The sequence below is a fragment of the Methylobacterium oryzihabitans genome, from assembly GCF_004004555.2.
Classification (GTDB): Bacteria; Pseudomonadota; Alphaproteobacteria; order Rhizobiales; family Beijerinckiaceae; genus Methylobacterium; species Methylobacterium oryzihabitans.
Map to the genome: position 1 here is coordinate 44,551 of NZ_SACP01000036.1, position 15,886 is coordinate 60,436.

The following is a 15,886-nucleotide window of genomic DNA, read 5'->3' on the forward strand; positions in this document are numbered from 1 at the left end:
TTCGACGCACCGATCGAGGAGGCTCCAGGGCGCGGCTGCGTTTCGGGCGCCTGCTCAGGCCGGCGGCCGCGCCGCCGGCTGCGGCTTGGCCGCCGGACGGGCGGCATCGGCGGCCGGCACCGGCCGCTTCGGGATCGTCGCGGTCGTGGTCGGATCCGCGACCGGGCGGACCACCGGCGCCGCGACCGGCTGCGCCGGGGCGGCTGGGCCGCTGTCGAGGCCGTAGACGTCGTCGCGGAAATGCGCCCGGCCGTCCGGCGTGGCGTAGCCGGTCATGTACACGAAGGTGACCGGGACGGGCTTCCCGAGCTTGATGTCCCGGCGCTCGCCGGTGGCGATGCCGGTCTCGATCTCCATCGGTCCCCAGGCGGTGCCGGGGCCGCCCGGGCCGGGGGTGCCGTCGAGCAGCCAGCCGACCAGTTCCTTCACCTCCGCCACCCGCACGCAGCCCGAAGAGTGGAAGCGGACGTCGCGGCTGAACAGCGACTTCGACGGCGTGTCGTGCAGGTACACCGCGTGGCGGTTCGGCATGTCGATCCGCACCTGCCCGAGCGAGTTGTCGAAGCCCGGATCCTGCCGCAGGGTGTAGTTCACCGCCTTCTCGGTCGACCAGTCGACGGCGGTCGGCTGGACCTCGTTGCCCTGCCCGTCGAGCATGCGGATGTGCATTTTGGCGAGGTAGCCCGGATCCTTGCGCATGTGCGGGATGATGTCCTTGCGGATCAGGGACACCGGCACGGTCCAGGTCGGATTGAAGTTGACGTTGGTGATCTTCGTCTCGACCAGCGGCGAGGCGCGGTCGGGCTTGCCGACCACCGCGACGTAGCGGCGGGCGAGCGCGCCGTGCTCCACCGCCTCGACGGTGGCCGACGGGATGTTGACCACGACGTAGCGCTCGCCGAACGGGAAGCTCGATCCCATCAGCCGCGCCGCCGAGGCGGCGAGCTGGCGCTGGCGGGTCGCCGCCGGGACGTTGAGGGCCTTCACGGTCAGCCGGGCGACGAGTCCGGAATCCGGCAGCCCATGCCGGACCTGGAACCGCTTCACCGCCGCGACCAGGGCCGGATCGAGCACGTCGGAGGCCGACGCCTCGGCGGCGAGGTCGCCGGTGAGGACGAGATGGCGCCGCAGGGCCGGCACCGCCGGGTTGCGCTCGCCGGGCTTGATCGTCAGGTCGGCCGGCAGGTCCGGCCAGCCGCCGGCCTCGGCGATGGCCTGATAGCGGTCGGCCATCCGAAGGGTGTCGAGGAAGGTCGCCGGCGTCAGGACCGGGCTCGGATCCTGGGAGATCCGCGCCAGCACCACCGGGGGCAGCTCGCGCGACGGCTTCTTCGCCGGTTCGGCGGCCTTGATGTCGGCGGGCTTGACCGGCTCCGCCGCCCGGGCTGGCTCGGGCGCGCGCGGCGCCGGCTTCTCCGCCTCGACCGTCGTCGGGCGCACCGGCCCGACCGGCAGGGGCGCCGGCTCGGCCGGGCGCGGCGTCTCGACGGGAATCGTTCCGGGCGGGACCGGCGCCTGGGCGAGGGACGCGCCGCAGCCGGCGAGCCACGCGAGGGCGGCGGCGCCGGACCGCAGGGACGAAACACGCTGACGCAGGACCATCGCCCGCCTCCTGTCCGAGGATGCGGGCGGACGATGGCCGGTTAGGGTTACGAAACTCCTGCCGCAGGGGCCGCCCCGCGCCACATCAGCGCCGCGACGGTGCTGGCGAGGCGGGCGGCGGTGAGGGCCGACAGGCCGTCCCGGTCCTTGTCCGGCACCAGCTCGACGAGGGCCGCGCCGCGGATCCGCCCGCGGGCGGCGACCCCGTGCAGCAGCTCGATCACGTCCTGGTAGAACAGCCCGCCCGGCGTCGGCGCGTTGACCGCCGGCATGATCGCGAGGTCGAGGCCGTCGACGTCGATGCTCAGGAAGACGTCGGCGCCCTCCGGCACCAGGGCGGCCACGCCGTCGGGGCCGAGGCGGCGGAACTCCCGCATCGTCACGAGCCGGCTGCCCCAGGCGCGGGCGTCGGCGATCTGGTCGGGGGTGCCGCTGCCGAGCCCCCGGATGCCGACCTGGACCATGCCGGCCACCCACGCCATCTCGGAGGCCCGCCGCATCGGGCTGCCGTAGCCGAGCGGGTTGCCCCGGATCACGTCGCCCCAGTCGACATGGGCGTCGATCTGCAGGATCGTCAGCGGCCCGTGCCCCTCATAGGCCTGGAGCACCGGGATCGGCACCGAATCGTCGCCGCCGAGCACGAGCGGCGCGGCGCCCGCGGCGAGCACCGCCCCGACCGCGGTGCGGATGCGGGTGCGGTTGCCCTCCGGGTCCGACGGGTCGGTGGCGACGTCGCCGCAATCGACCACGCCGCCGTCCGGCGCCGGGAACGGCCCGTCGAGGTCGAAGTCGAGGTGGGACAGCGCGAAGCTCGCCGAGGCCGCCCGCAAGGCCGCTGGCGCCGCCGCGGCATGGCTCTCCTGCCCGATCTCGTAGGGCGAGGCGTTGGCGACGCCGAGGATCGCCACGCCCGTCCCCGCGAGACGGTCGGGATCCCCGGCGGGCAGGCCCGCGAAGGTCGGGCGGGGCGGTGCGGGCATCGGGGGGCGTCCTGCGGCGAAGGTTCGAGTGCTGGACGCGCGGCGCCGCGAAAGGTTCCTTCGCATCTGCGAGATCGGCGCTGCCGGAAACGCCGCCGTGCATCGGCGGGGATGGTCCGGGAGCGTTTTGCAGTGCAGCATGGCGCCTTCCTGTGGGCCTGCGAGGACGGCGATGAGCGTGATCGAACTGGTTCCGGTGGCCGAGGCCGCCGGGTTCACGGTGGGCTGCGTCGCGATCCACTGGGCGCGGGACTGGGCCGACACGCTCACGGCCCTCCTCGCCGTCACCATCCTCAGCCTCGTGCTGCTGATCGTCGTGGTGGCGGGCATCCGGCATTCCGGCGACCCGGAAGGGATGGTCGCCGCGATGGCCTACGCCAGCACGGCGTTCTGACCCGGTCAGGCCGGTCGCGGACCGAGCAGGATGATCCCGGTGCCGAGAAGGCACACCATAGCGCCCACCGTGTCCCAGCGGTCGGGCCGCTGGCCCTCGACGGTCCACAGCCACGCGAGCGAGGCGGCGACGTAGACGCCGCCATAAGCCGCGTAGGCGCGGCCCGCCGCCTCGCTCTCGACCCGGGTGAGCAGCCACGCGAACAGCGCCAGCGACAGCAGGCCGGGCCCGAGCCAGAGCGGCGAGCGGCCGAGGCGCAGCCAGGCCCAGAACGCGAAGCAGCCGGCGATCTCGGCGAGCGCCGCGCCGGCATAGGCGAGGAGGGTGGTCATCGGGTGGGGTCCGTGGCAGCCATGGTCCGCTCATAGCGGCCGGATCCGCCATCCGTCATCCCGGCGGCGAAGCGGGCGCGGTACGCCTGCGGGCCGACCCCGAGGGCGCGCAGGAAGCTGCGGCGCAGGGTCTCCTCGGAGCCGAAGCCGCACCGGGTGGCAACGCGGCCGACCGGCTGCCCCGCCTCCAGCATCCGGCACGCCGCCTCGACCCGCAGGGCCTCGACCGCCCGGGCCGGCGTGCGGCCGGTCGCCTCGCGGTAGTGCCGGCAGAAGCTGCGCGGGCTCATCGCCGCCCGCTCGGCCAGGACCGCCAGCGACAGGTCGGCGGACAGGTTGTCGCAGATCCAGGCATGCAGGCGCTCGAAGCGTCCGTCCCGGCTCTGGAGCGACAGCACGGTGCTGAACTGCGCCTGCCCGCCCGGGCGCTTGAGGAACACGACGAGCTGGCGGGCGACCGCGAGGGCGGCGGCGTGGCCGAGATCGGCCTCGACCAGGGCGAGCGCGAGGTCGATGCCCGCCGTCACCCCGGCCGAGGTCCAGATCGCGCCGTCGCGAACGAAGATCGGGTCGGGATCGAGGCGCACGGCCGGGTACTGGCGGGCGAACTGGGCGCAGCGGTCCCAGTGGGTCACGGCCCGGCGGCCGTCGAGCAGGCCGGCCGCCGCGAGCAGGAAGGCGCCGCTGCACACCGAGGTCGTGCGCTGCGCGGCCGCCGCCCGCCGGCGCACCCAGCCGACGAGGGCCGGGTCGGCGCAGGCGGCATCGACCCCGCGCCCGCCCGCGACCACGAGGGTGTGCAGCGGGCGGTCGGCCGGCGGCAGCGGCGCGGTGCGGAACGGCAGGCCCGCCGTCGCCACGACCTCGTCGGCCGCCGCCACCACGGCGAGCCCGTAGGGCGCGGGGGCGCCAAGCGGCGCGAACTCGTTGGCGCTGGCGAAGACCTGGAGCGGACCGGCGACGTCGAGCAACTGCACGCCGGGGTAGCACAGGATCTCGACGGAGCGGGTCGGTGGGATGGTTGGCAAGAAGCGAGGGGCCTTTGGCGATCGTGCCGCAGGCTGCGCGGCTAGGGTGGCGGCGTCAACCAGGAGCGCCGCCATGACCGTCCGGGTCGGAATCCTCGTCTTTCCGCAGGTGCAGCAGCTCGACCTCACCGGCCCCTACGAGGTGTTCGCCTCGGCCGAGGGCGTGCGGGTCGACCTCGTGGCGAAGTCGCTCGCGCCGGTGCCGTCCTCGACCGGGCTCGCCTTCGCGCCGACGCTCGATTTCGCCGGCTGCCCGCCCCTCGACGTGCTCTGCGTGCCCGGCGGCGGCGGGGTCAACGCGCTGCTGGAGGATCCCGAGACCCTCGACTTCGTGCGCCGGCAGGCGAAGGGCGCGCGCTTCGTCACCTCGGTCTGCACCGGCGCCCTGGTGCTCGCCGCCGCCGGGCTGCTCGCGGGCGTGCGCGCGACGACGCACTGGAACGCCCACGACTTCCTCGCCCGCCTCGGCGCCGTGCCGGAGACCGGCCGCCTCGTGCGCGACGGCCGCTTCATCACTGCCGGCGGCGTCACCGCGGGCATCGATTTCGGCCTCGCGGTCGTCGCCGCGCTGGTCGGCCGGGACGAGGCCGAGACGGTGCAGCTCGCGCTGGAATACGCACCCGCCCCGCCCTTCGACGCCGGCACCCCGCAGACGGCCTCGCCCGCGATCCTCGACCGGGCGAAGGCGCGGCTGGCCGCCTCGCGGGCGGCGCGGGAGGCGATCGTGGGCCGGATCGCGCCGGGCGAGGCCGCGCAGTCGTGAGGACCGCCCGGAGCCGGTCCCGGGCGCCCTGCGACATCCGGTTGATCGCTTGAGGCGATCCCGGCGACCGCTGCGCGGTCGCTGCCGCGAGGCGGACATCCACCGCGCTCGTGCGTGCTGAGCCTCCCGTATCACTTCACCATCGGGCAGCCGCCCTCCGCCATCGGCCGGAACGCCTGATCCGCCGGGACCGTGTCGAGGAGCGTGTAGTAGTCGTAGGGCGCCGTCGACTCGGCCGGCTTCTTCACCTCGAACAGGTAGATCGGGTGGATCGCCCGCCCGTCCGGCCGCACGCTCAGGTCGCCGAACAGCCGCTCGCGCGGCGGCCGGCGCTTCATCTCGGCGACCGCGGTGCGGCCGTCGTCGCTGCCGGCGCGGGCGACGGCGTCGAGATAGGCGAGGGTCGCCGAATACACGCCCGCCTGGTTGCCGCTCGGCACCTTGCCGGCCTGGCCCGGGCGCGCGGCGAAGCGCCTGGCGAAGGCGCGGGTCTCGTCGTTCATGTTCCAGTAGAACGACTCGGTCAGCAGCAGCCCCTGGGCGTCCTTGAGGCCCATGGCGTGGACGTCGTTGATGAAGACCAGGAACGCGACCAGCGACTGGCCGCCGGACTTCAGCCCGAACTCGTTGGCCTGCTTGACGATGTTGATCGCGTCGGCGCCGGCATTGGCGAGCCCGACCACCGACGCGCCCGAGCCCTGGGCCTGGAGCAGCAGCGACGAGAAGTCGGCGGTGCCGAGCGGGTGGCGGCTCGCGCCCTTCACGGTGCCGCCGTGGCCCTCGACGTAGGTCCTCGCCTCCGCCTCGATGCCCTGGCCGAGGGCGTAGTTCACGGTCAGGAAGTACCAGGATGTCCCGCCGCGCTTCATCATCGCGGCCGCGGTGGTGTTGCCGGTCGCCCAGGCGTCGTTGACCCACTGCACGGTGTTGGGCGAGCACGCCTTGCCGGTGAGGTCCGAGGTCGCGGTGGCGGAGGCGAGCAGCGCCATCCGGGTGTCGCGCACCAGCGCGTTGACGGCGAGCCCGACCGACGAGTTCGGCACGTCGACGATGGCGTCGACCTTCTCGACGTCGAGCCACTTGCGGGCGATGGCCGAGCCGACATCCGCCTTGTTCTGGTGGTCCGCGGCGACGATCTCGACCCGGATGCCCTTGCCGCCGCCGGCGAAGTCCTCGGCGGCCATCCGGGCGGCCTCGACCGAGCCCTGGCCGTTGGTGTCCTGGAACGGCCCCGACATGTCGGTCAGCACGCCGACCCGCACCACGCCGTCGGAGACCTCCGCCGCCGCCGCCGCCGCACCGGCGGCGAGCAGCGTCGCGGCCGCCAAAGCCGCCCGCATCGTCCTGCGCATTCCTCGTCCTCCCCCCTGTGTTGTTGGTTCTACTCTCACACCTGCCGGTCGGGCAGGCTCACCACGAGCCCGTCGAGTTCGGGCGTCGCGGTGATCTGGCACGACAGCCGGCTGGTCGGCCGGCGCTCGGCCGCCGCGCCGTCGAGGAGGGCGTCCTCGTCGTCGCTCAGCGGCGGCAGGCGGTCGGCCCAGTCCTCGGCGACGTAGACGTGGCAGGTGGCGCACATCGCGTTGCCGCCGCACTCGGCGACGATGCCCTCGATTCCCTGGGCGATCGCGGCCTGCATCAGGCTGGTGCCCGCGGCGACCGCGAGGTCGCGGCGCGCGCCGTCCGGGCGGATGACGGTGACGGTCGGCATGGGCTCGGTCCTTCAGGCAGCCGTGAGGGTGACGGGCAGGCGCTCCAGGCCCCGGAGCGTGTTGTTGTAGCGGCGCACGACCGGGCCGCCGATCGCGATCGACCCGACCCGGGCGGCCAGCGCCGACAGGATCACCTCGCCCTCGAGCCGGCCGAGCAACTGGCCGACGCACATGTGGATGCCCGAGCCGAACCCGACATGGCCGACCGTCGCGCGGCCGGGGTCGTAGCGGCCGGGCTCGTCCCAGCGGCGCGGGTCGCGGTTGGCGGCGCCGAGGAACATCAGCACCTTGGAGCCCTCGTCGAGCCGCGCGCCGCCGATCTCGACCGGCCGCGTCGTGGTGCGGAAGAACGTCTGCACCGGGCTCTCGAAGCGCACCGCCTCCTCGAAGGCCGCGCGGGCGAGGCCGGGCTCGGCCCTCAGCCGCGCCCAGGCCTCGGGGAAGCGGGCGAGGCAGTAGACCGCCGCGCCGATGCTGTTCACCGTCGTGTCGAGCCCGGCCGTCAGCAGCGAGCGCACGAGGAGCGGCGCCTCGTCGTGGGTGATCGCCCCGGCATCGGCCGCCGCGTGGATCGCCGCGCCGAAGCCGCCCGGCGCGAGGTTTTCGCGCTGGCACTGCTCCATCACCCAGGCGACGTGCGGCGCCGCGGTCTCGAAGGCGCGCCGGCGCAGCTCGTTGGGCGGCCCGAAGGCGTTGAAGGCGAGGCCGGCATAGGGCAGCAGGTGCTCGCGCCCGTCCCGGCGCAGGCCGACCGCCTCCGGGAACACCGAGAGCGGGAACGCCTCGGCGAGGTCGGTGACCGCGTCGATCTCCCGGCGAGCGAGGAGGTCGTCCACCAGCCGGGCGGCGGCGGCCTCGAACCGCCCGCGCAGGGTCTTCATCACGGCGGGCGACAGCACCCGGTTGAGGACCGCGCGGGTGCGCCCGTGGGCCGGCGGATCGGCCTCCAGGATCAGGCTCTGGGGCCGCCACGGCGGCTCCTTGGCGAAGTCGCTCAGCCCGACGCCGCGGCCGGAGCAGAACGTCGCCGGGTCGTGCAGGACGGCCCGGACCTCGTCGTAGCGCGCCACCGCGTGGACGCCCCAGCGCGGCAGCCACACCACCGGGCCGGCCTCGCGCAGGGCCTCGTGGATCCGGTGCGGATCCTCGAAGAACTCGGTCGAGAACGGATCGACGTCGACGACCGGCGCGCCGGTGGAATGGATCTCTCCTGCGAACGGCGCCGGATCGACACTCCCGGGAGAGGTCTCGGACGAGATCAGGCTCATGGTCGGTCCTCCCGTATCTTGGTTCTATTGCATGGTCGGGACGATGAACGGGCGAGACCCGACGATCCGTCGATCGGATTGCTTGCCCGGGCCTCGACGCCCGGCGATGCCTGCGCCATAACCCGGGCCGAGGACACCCACGAGGCGGACATGACATCGGGTCGGGCAGGGCACGCCGCCGGACGGGCGGAGGGGCCTGGGGCGGGGGAGGCCGGGCGGCGCCTCGACCTCGACCGCTACGTGCCGGCGCTCCTGACCTTCGTCGCCAACAAGCTGTCGCACAGCGCCAGCGCCACCTACCAGCGGCGTTTCGGCGTCAACGTCACCGAGTGGCGGATCATGTCGCTGCTCGCCATCGAGCCGGGCATCGCGGCGGCGCGCATCTGCCAGGTGATCGGGTTCGACAAGGGGCCGGTGAGCCGAACCCTCGCCTCGCTGGAGCGCCGCGGCCTCGTCGCCACGCAGGAGGATCCGGGCGATGCGCGCCGGCGCCTGATCCGCCTCGCCGAGCAGGGCGAGCGGTTGCACGACGAGATCATCCTGGTGGCGCTCGACCGCGAGCAACGCCTGCTGGCCTGCCTGACGCCGGAGCAGCGGGAGACGCTGATCGATCTCCTCAACCGCGTCCACGCGAACCTGCCGGCCGTGACCACGCCGTCCGGGTCCGGCACGCGGCGGTAGCCGGGACGCCACGCGCGGGTGGCCGGCCTCGCCCATCGTTTCCTCCGTGGTCGGCGATGACTCGCTCTCGGAGGCAAGCTGTCACGATCCCGTTGCTCGGGCAACCATTATGTTGCCTTGGCAACGAAATCGATGCGTCGCCGGCGGGTGGGGGCCGGCGCGCCGTTCACGCCGCTCCGGCGAGGCTGTCGTGGTGCGCGGCCGGGGCCGGATGCCCGTGCTGCCTCAGCGGCCGGTTGCCGGTGGCGCGGCGCAGCAGCACGTAGAAGACCGGGGTCAGGAACAGCCCGAACGCGGTCACCCCGATCATGCCGGAGAACACCGCGACGCCCATGGCGCTGCGCATCTCGGCGCCGGCCCCGGTGGCGGTGACCAGCGGCAGCACGCCCATGATGAAGGCCATCGAGGTCATCAGGATCGGGCGCAGCCGCAGGCGGCTCGCCTCGATCGCCGCCTGGACCGGGGTCCGTCCGGCGAATTCCAGCTCGCGGGCGAACTCCACGATCAAGATCGCGTTCTTGGCCGACAGGCCGACCAGCACGATCAGGCCGATCTGCGTGAACACGTTGTTGTCGCCGGCCGACAGCCAGACCCCGAACATCGCCGCGAGCAGGCCCATCGGCACGATCAGCAGGATCGCGAGGGGCAGGGCGAGGCTCTCGTACTGCGCCGCCAGCACGAGGAAGACCAGCAGCAGCGCCAGCGGAAACACCCACACCCCGGAATTGCCCGCGATGAACTCCTGGTAGGTCAGGTCGGTCCACTCGAAGGCGAAGCCGCGGGGCAGCGTCTCGGCGGCGATGCGCGCCGCCACCGCCTGAGCCTGCCCCGACGAGGTGCCGGGGGCGGCGCCGGCATTGATGTCGGCGGCCAGGAAGCCGTTGTAGCGCATCGCCCGCTCGGGACCGGCGGTCTGGCGCACGCGGAGCAGCGCCGAGAGCGGCACCATCTCGCCCGAGCCGGCCCGCACCTTGAGCAGCCCGACATCGTCCTGGCGCGCCCGGAACGGCGCGTCGGCCTGGACGCGGACCGAGTAGGTGCGGCCGAACCGGTTGAAGTCGTTGACGTAGAGCGAGCCGAGATAGATCTGGAGCGTGTCGAACACGTCGGTCACCGGGATGCCGAGCTGGCGCGCCTTGGTCCGGTCGAGGTCGGCGAAGAGCTGCGGCACGTTCATCTGGAAGCTGGAGAACAGGCCGGCGAGTTCCGGCGCCTGGGCGGCCTTGGCCATGAACGCCTTGGTGGCGTCGTTCAGCGCCTCGTAGCCGAGGCCGGCGCGGTCCTCGATCTGGAGCTTGAAGCCGCCGATCGTGCCGAGCCCGTTGACCGGCGGCGGCGGGAACATCGCGATGAACGCCTCGGGGATCGCGGCGTACTTCCGGTTGAGCGACTGCGCGATCGCGGCGCCGCTGAGACTCGGGTCCCGGCGCTCCTCGAACGGCTTGAGGGTCGAGAACACGATTCCCGAGTTCGACGAGTTGGTGAAGCCGTTGATCGACAGGCCCGGGAAGGCGACGGCGCTCTCGACGCCGGGCTCCTTGAGGGCGATCTCGCTCATCCTGCGGATCACCTCCTCGGTCCGGTCGAGGGTGGCGCCGTCGGGCAGTTGCGCGAAGCCGACGAGGTACTGCTTGTCTTGGCCCGGCACGAAGCCGCCGGGGATCTGGCGGAACAGCACCACGGTCACGCCGACCAGCACGAGGTAGAGCACCATCATGGCGCCCTTGCGCGACACCACCCCGCCGACGCCGCGCCCGTAGCCGTCCGAGGCGCGCCCGAAGGCGCGGTTGAAACGGCGGAAGAACCAGCCGAGCAGCGTGTCGAGCACCCGGGTCAGCCGGTCCTTCGGGGCGTGGTGGTCGCGCAGCAGCAGCGCCGACAGGGCCGGCGACAGGGTCAGCGAGTTGATCGCCGAGATGACGGTCGAGATCGCGATGGTGAGGGCGAACTGCTTGTAGAACTGGCCGGTCAGCCCGCTGATGAAGGCGAGCGGCACGAACACCGCCACCAGCACCAGCGCGATGGCGATGATCGGCCCCGAGACCTCGCGCATCGCCTGATAGGACGCGTCGCGCGGCGACAGCCCGGCCTCGATGTTGCGCTCGACGTTCTCGACCACCACGATGGCGTCGTCGACGACGATGCCGATGGCGAGCACGAGGCCGAACAGGCTCAGCGCGTTGATCGAGAAGCCGAAGACGTGCATCACCGCGAAGGTGCCGACGATCGAGACCGGCACGGCGAGCAGCGGAATGATCGAGGCCCGCCACGTCTGCAGGAACAGGATCACCACCACGACCACGAGGGCGACCGCCTCGAGCAGAGTGTGGATCACCGCCTCGATCGAGGCGCGCACGAACTGGGTCGGGTCGTAGACGATCTGGTAGTCGACGCCCTCGGGCATCGTGCGCCTGATCTCCGCCATGGTGCGGCGGACGTCGTCGGAGATCCGGATCGCGTTCGAGCCCGGCGATTGCGAGATCGGGATCGCCACCGCCGACTTGTTGTCGAGCAGCGAGCGCAGGGCGTAGTCGGAGGCGCCGAGCTCGATCCGGGCGACGTCGCGCAGGCGGGTGACCTCGCCGTCCGAGCCGGTCTTGACCACGATGTCGCCGAACTGCTCCTCGCTGGTGAGGCGCCCTTCCGCGTTGAGCGACAGCTGCAGGTCGAGGCCGGGCAGGGCGGGCGAGGCGCCGACGACGCCCGCCGCGGCCTCGACGTTCTGGGCCCGGATCTCCCGCACCACGTCGCCGGCCGAGAGGCCGTGCTCGGCGACCTTCTGCGGGTCGAGCCAGATCCGCATCGAATAGTCGCCGGAGCCGAACAGCTGCACCTGCCCGACGCCGTCGAGGCGCGCCAGCCGGTCCTTGATGTTCAGGACCGCGTAGTTGCGCAGGTAGGTCATGTCGTAGCGCCCGTTCGGCGACACGAGGTGCACCACCATGGTGAGGTCGGGCGAGGACTTCACCGTGACGATGCCGAGCTGGCGCACGATCGCTGGCAGCCGCGGCTCGGCCTGCGAGACCCGGTTCTGGACCAGCTGCTGCGCCTTGTCGGGGTCGGTGCCGAGCCGGAAGGTGACGGTCAGCGTCATGATGCCGTCGGTCGTCGCCTGGCTCGACATGTAGAGCATGCCCTCGACGCCGTTGATCTGCTCCTCGATCGGCGTCGCCACGGTCTCGACGATGACCTTCGGGTTGGCGCCCGGGAAGGTCGCGCGCACCACCACCGAGGGCGGCACCACGTCCGGGTATTCCGAGATCGGCATCGCGAACAGCGAGATCAGGCCCGCGACGAAGATGAGCACCGAGAGCACGCCGGCGAAGATCGGGCGGTCGATGAAGAATCGGGAGAGATTCATGTCGCCCTCCGGGGGCGGGAAGACAGGCGCAGGGGCGCGGCGGCCGCCCGTGGCGCGGCCGCGGACGCGGTGTCGGAGACCTGGACGGAAAGCCCGGCGTCAGCGCTGGGCGAGGCGGCCGGGAGCGGCGCCGGGCGACCGCTCGCCCATCGCCACCGGTTCGGGGCGCAGCAGGGCGCCGGGCCGGATCCGCTGCAGCCCGTTGACGACGATGCGCTCGCCGGCCGACAGGCCGGCGGTCACGACCCGCAGGCCCTCGACCGCCCGCCCGAGGGTGACGGCCCGGAACTCGGCCCGGCTGTCGGCCCCGACCACGAAGACGAACTTCTTGTCCTGGTCGGTGCCCACCGCCCGCTCGTCGACGAGGATGAGGCTCTCGGGCCGCGCCTGACCGAGGCGCATCCGGGCGAACTGGCCGGGAATCAGCCGGCCGTCGCCGTTGGCGAAGGAGGCGCGCACCCGCACCGTGCCAGTGCGGGCGTCGACCTTGTTGTCGATGAACTGGAGGTGCCCGGCGGCCCGGCCGCCGTCGGCCGTGACCATCTCGACCGGGATGCGGTCGAGCCGGCCGCGGCTGCCGCCCGGCCCGGCGATCGAGGCCAGCGCCCGCAGGACCACGGTCTCGTCGGCGTCGAAGCCGGCATGGATCGGATCGACCGAGACGAGGGTGGTGAGCACGGCGGCGCCCGCTCCGGTCGCCACGAGGTTGCCCGGCGTGATCTCGCGCCGCCCGACCCGGCCGGCCACCGCCGCCCGGACCTCGGTGTAGCCGAGGTTCAGCCGCGCCGCCTGCAACGCCGCCCTGGCCGCGTCGAGGCTCGCCTTCGCCTCCTTGAAGGCGTTGGCGCGCACGTCGAGGTCGCGCGCCGTGACGATGCGCTGGTCCGACAGGCGCTGCCCGCGCTCGAGATCGCTCGCGGTCAGGGCAAGGCGGGCCTCGGCACCGGCGACCTGGGCTTCCAGGCGTTCGACCTCGGCCGCGTAGGGGGCGGGGTCGATGGTCACCAGGAGATCCCCGGCCTTGACCATCTCGCCCTCGGCGAAGTGGGTGGCCTGGATCGCGCCGCCGACGCGCGCCCGCACGTCGATGCGCTCGACGGCCTCCAGCCGGCCTGAGAACTCGTCCCAGAGGGTCACGTCGCGCGGCGCGATCGTGGCGACCGGGGCCGGCATCGCCTGCTCGGCCGGCTGGTCCGCGGCGACCGCCGCATTGCCGCCGCGCCAGACCGGCGCCACGGTGTAGGCGGTGCCCGCCAGGAGGGCGAGCACGAGGCCGGCGCCGACGCCGCGCCGGAGGGAACCGCCTGAAGGGGTGCCACGCTGCGAGTTCACGACCGACTCCGACATCTGTATGGTGCGCTACAGATGTCGGGATGGACGCGGCGCGTCAAGAGACTTATCTACCACTCGTTACAAAAGTTGGAGCCCGCGGACAATGGCGATGGGGCGGCCCCGGTCGTTCGACACCGACAAGGCCCTCGACGAGGCGATGGAGGTGTTCTGGCGCCACGGCTACGACGGCGCGAGCCTCGCCATGCTGACCCGGGCGATGGGGATCAAGCCGCCGAGCCTCTACGCGGCCTTCGGCAGCAAGGAGGGCCTGCTCAAGGCGGCGCTCGACCGCTACGCGCAGCGCCGCTCCGCGCACATGGGGTTCGTGCTGGCCGCGCCGACCGCGCGCGACGTGGCCGAGCGGTTCCTCGGCAGCATCGCCGACAGTCACACCGACCCGGCCAATCCGCCCGGCTGCCTGCTGGTCCAGGGCGGGCTGGCCTGCGGGGAGGGCTCGGAGCACATTCCGTTCGCGCTGGCCTCGAAGCGGGCGATGACCGAGGCCGAACTGCGCGACCGCTTCCTGCAAGCCCGGCAGGAGGGCGACCTTCCCGACGACGCCGACCCGGCGGCGCTGGCGCGGTTCCTGTCGACGGTCGCCTCGGGCATGGGCGTGCTGGCCTCGTCCGGCGCCGACCGCGACGCGCTGCGCGAGGTCGCGCGCGTCGCGGTGAACGCGTTCGAGCGGACCGGGCGCGATCCGGGCTGCGGTTCGCCGTCCGGGTCGTGACCGCGCCGGAGGCCAGCGGCGTTCCACGGCCTCGACCGACCCGAAATTCCATAATCTTCCTTATGCGAATCGCGGGTGTAGGCGCAAAGTAAGAATGTCCCACTGCCGAAACGGGCGCCGCTCCCGCGCCGCGGGCTTCGATACGATTTTCGCAACTGACCGTCTGGGGATCGTCTCACAGATACCTCAGCAGCCGGGACCGCGACCGCCGCTTCAGGCCGGTCATCCAAGCGCAGGCGGCGTGGAGCGGCAGGGCGAGCACGGCCGCGATCAGCCAGAGGGCCGCGGGCGACGGCGCCTCCACCCGGCCGGAGCCCGGCGTGGCGAGGCCGAGGGCGAGGCCGCCCTCGTAGAGGAGCCGCAGCAGCCAGAGATGCAGGAGGTAGAAGAACAGCGGCGCCCCGCCGAAGACCCGCAGCCAGCCCGGACCGCCGGCGGGCAGCGCCTCGAACAGCGCCAGCACCAGCAGGCCGAGACCGAGCGTCGCGAGCAGGAAACCGGCCGAGGGCGGATACTTGGTCAGGTTGAGGACGGAGAGCACGGTCGCGAGCGGCGTCGCGCCGGGCTGCCACGGCGCCGGCTCGCCGTAGCCGTTCAGGCCGCGCAGCACGAGGAAGGCCGCGAGAGCCGCGAGCCCGAGGGCGACGAGGCGCCGCCGACGCGCCGTCGAATCGACGGACGGGGCGAAGAGCGGGCCGAGGACGTAGCCGGCGGCGGCGACGCCGATCCACGGCAGCACGGGATAGGAGGTGCGTGCGGCCTCCCACGGCCAGGGAAGCGCGATCAGGGCGCGCTGGTGCAGGATCGCCCAGGGCACGAAGCCGCCCTCCCCCGGCGCGAGGACGAGGCCGTCGAGGAGGTTGTGCCCGAGCATGATCGCGAGCGCGACCGCGGCGAGCCCGGCGCGCGGCAGCCACAGCAGGCCCGCGAGGGCGATCATGGAAAGGCCGATCGCCCAGATCACCTGCAGGTACAGCACCGGCGGGAACGGGCGCAGCGTCCAGGCGAGGTTGACGAGCGTCACCTCCAGGGCGACCAGCAGCAGGCCGCGGGTCAGCAGGAAGCCGGCGGCGGCGCGGCGCCCGTTGCGCTGCGCGTAGAGGTGCGCCGACAGCCCGGCGAGCAGGATGAAGACCGGCGCGCAGACATGCGAGGCGAGCCGGGTCCAGGCGAGGCCCGGCGGCGTCGCCGGCAGGGTCATCGGGTCGGTGACCTGGGCGTGGAGATAGAAGAACTCCCGCACGTGGTCGACCAGCATCAGCAGCATGACGAGGCCGCGCAGGGCGTCGATGGCGCCGATGCGCCCGCGCGGCGACGCGGTATCGGGTGGAGTCATCCCCGCCTCTCCGCCGCGAGGCGGCGCTGGAGCTTGCGCACGTCGGCCGAGGTCCAGATCGTGCCGCCGCGCGGCTTGCGGATCCCGGCCTCGGTCAGCCGCAGGGCGATGCCGCCGCTGCCGCGGCCGACCTCGGCGGTGATCGCGTCGAGGGCGGGGGCGAGGTCGTGCAGGTAGCGCCGCGCCCGGTCGCGGGCGGCGTGCCGGCCGGCCTCGCCGCGCCGCCGGCGGGGGCGGGGCCGCCATCGCCGCGGTGGCGGAGCTGAACGCCCGCGGCGAACGGCTGCCCTTCGCGATCGAGGTCCTGGCCTTCGGCGACGAGGAGGGCGTGCGCTTTCCCGTCACCCTGACCTCGTCGCGGGCGCTC

The 15,886-nt window shown here is 73.2% G+C and carries 14 protein-coding genes; 4 read left to right on the forward strand and 10 right to left on the reverse strand.

From position 1 onward, the window contains the following. Window positions 1-54: 54 nt before the first annotated feature. Together EOE48_RS24915 and EOE48_RS24920 are read right to left on the reverse strand one after the other, a co-directional pair. Window positions 55-1,602: a L,D-transpeptidase family protein gene (locus EOE48_RS24915; RefSeq protein ID WP_127733587.1), complete on the reverse strand. Its 1,548-nt coding sequence runs from the start codon at window positions 1,600-1,602 to the stop codon at window positions 55-57. A gap of 47 nt (window positions 1,603-1,649) precedes the next feature. Further along, window positions 1,650-2,582 (reverse strand): arginase family protein, encoded by a 933-nt coding sequence (locus tag EOE48_RS24920; protein ID WP_187371537.1) that lies wholly within the window; start codon window positions 2,580-2,582, stop codon window positions 1,650-1,652. A 172-nt stretch (window positions 2,583-2,754) separates the two neighbouring features. Between EOE48_RS24920 and EOE48_RS29355 the strand changes: the two genes are divergently transcribed. Next, entirely contained in the window at window positions 2,755-2,976 is a 222-nt protein-coding gene (locus tag EOE48_RS29355) for a hypothetical protein (RefSeq protein ID WP_187371538.1), read from the forward strand. 5 nt (window positions 2,977-2,981) lie between these two features. On the opposite strand, the gene EOE48_RS24925 is transcribed toward EOE48_RS29355, so the two are convergent. Then, window positions 2,982-3,308, reverse strand: a complete 327-nt coding sequence (locus EOE48_RS24925) for a YnfA family protein (RefSeq protein ID WP_127733589.1) — start codon at window positions 3,306-3,308, stop codon at window positions 2,982-2,984. Next, complete coding sequence (locus EOE48_RS24930; protein ID WP_127733590.1) at window positions 3,305-4,411, reverse strand: GlxA family transcriptional regulator; 1,107 nt, start codon at window positions 4,409-4,411, stop codon at window positions 3,305-3,307. The genes EOE48_RS24925 and EOE48_RS24930 overlap by 4 nt, the downstream gene beginning before the upstream one ends. Between EOE48_RS24930 and EOE48_RS24935 the strand changes: the two genes are divergently transcribed. Beyond that, window positions 4,410-5,099, forward strand: a complete 690-nt coding sequence (locus tag EOE48_RS24935; RefSeq protein ID WP_127733591.1) for a DJ-1/PfpI family protein — start codon at window positions 4,410-4,412, stop codon at window positions 5,097-5,099. The two genes, EOE48_RS24930 and EOE48_RS24935, sit on opposite strands and share 2 nt — an antisense overlap. 131 nt (window positions 5,100-5,230) lie before the next feature. On the opposite strand, the gene EOE48_RS24940 is transcribed toward EOE48_RS24935, so the two are convergent. The 3 genes from EOE48_RS24940 to EOE48_RS24950 are packed head-to-tail and all read right to left on the reverse strand — an operon-like array spanning window position 5,231 to window position 8,079. Continuing rightward, entirely contained in the window at window positions 5,231-6,451 is a 1,221-nt protein-coding gene (locus tag EOE48_RS24940; RefSeq protein WP_127733592.1) for an ABC transporter substrate-binding protein, read from the reverse strand. A gap of 35 nt (window positions 6,452-6,486) precedes the next feature. Next, window positions 6,487-6,810, reverse strand: coding sequence for a 2Fe-2S iron-sulfur cluster-binding protein (locus tag EOE48_RS24945; protein WP_127733593.1), 324 nt, complete (start codon window positions 6,808-6,810; stop codon window positions 6,487-6,489). Window positions 6,811-6,822: 12 nt separating this feature from the next. Continuing rightward, window positions 6,823-8,079 (reverse strand): cytochrome P450, encoded by a 1,257-nt coding sequence (locus EOE48_RS24950; protein WP_127733594.1) that lies wholly within the window; start codon window positions 8,077-8,079, stop codon window positions 6,823-6,825. A gap of 150 nt (window positions 8,080-8,229) precedes the next feature. Between EOE48_RS24950 and EOE48_RS24955 the strand changes: the two genes are divergently transcribed. Beyond that, window positions 8,230-8,760, forward strand: coding sequence for a MarR family winged helix-turn-helix transcriptional regulator (locus EOE48_RS24955; RefSeq protein ID WP_127733595.1), 531 nt, complete (start codon window positions 8,230-8,232; stop codon window positions 8,758-8,760). Window positions 8,761-8,926: 166 nt separating this feature from the next. Here the strand turns inward: EOE48_RS24955 and EOE48_RS24960 are convergent, their stop codons facing one another. Together EOE48_RS24960 and EOE48_RS24965 are read right to left on the reverse strand one after the other, a co-directional pair. Beyond that, window positions 8,927-12,121 (reverse strand): efflux RND transporter permease subunit, encoded by a 3,195-nt coding sequence (locus EOE48_RS24960; protein WP_127733596.1) that lies wholly within the window; start codon window positions 12,119-12,121, stop codon window positions 8,927-8,929. A gap of 99 nt (window positions 12,122-12,220) precedes the next feature. After that, complete coding sequence (locus EOE48_RS24965) at window positions 12,221-13,468, reverse strand: efflux RND transporter periplasmic adaptor subunit (protein WP_127733597.1); 1,248 nt, start codon at window positions 13,466-13,468, stop codon at window positions 12,221-12,223. An 88-nt stretch (window positions 13,469-13,556) separates the two neighbouring features. Here EOE48_RS24965 and EOE48_RS24970 point away from each other — a divergent pair, with 88 nt between their 5' ends. Continuing rightward, window positions 13,557-14,183, forward strand: a complete 627-nt coding sequence (locus tag EOE48_RS24970) for a TetR/AcrR family transcriptional regulator (RefSeq protein ID WP_127733598.1) — start codon at window positions 13,557-13,559, stop codon at window positions 14,181-14,183. A gap of 175 nt (window positions 14,184-14,358) precedes the next feature. Here EOE48_RS24970 and EOE48_RS24975 read toward each other — a convergent pair whose 3' ends face one another. Then, window positions 14,359-15,519, reverse strand: coding sequence for an acetyltransferase domain-containing protein (locus EOE48_RS24975; protein ID WP_127733599.1), 1,161 nt, complete (start codon window positions 15,517-15,519; stop codon window positions 14,359-14,361). Window positions 15,520-15,886 lie beyond the last annotated feature (367 nt).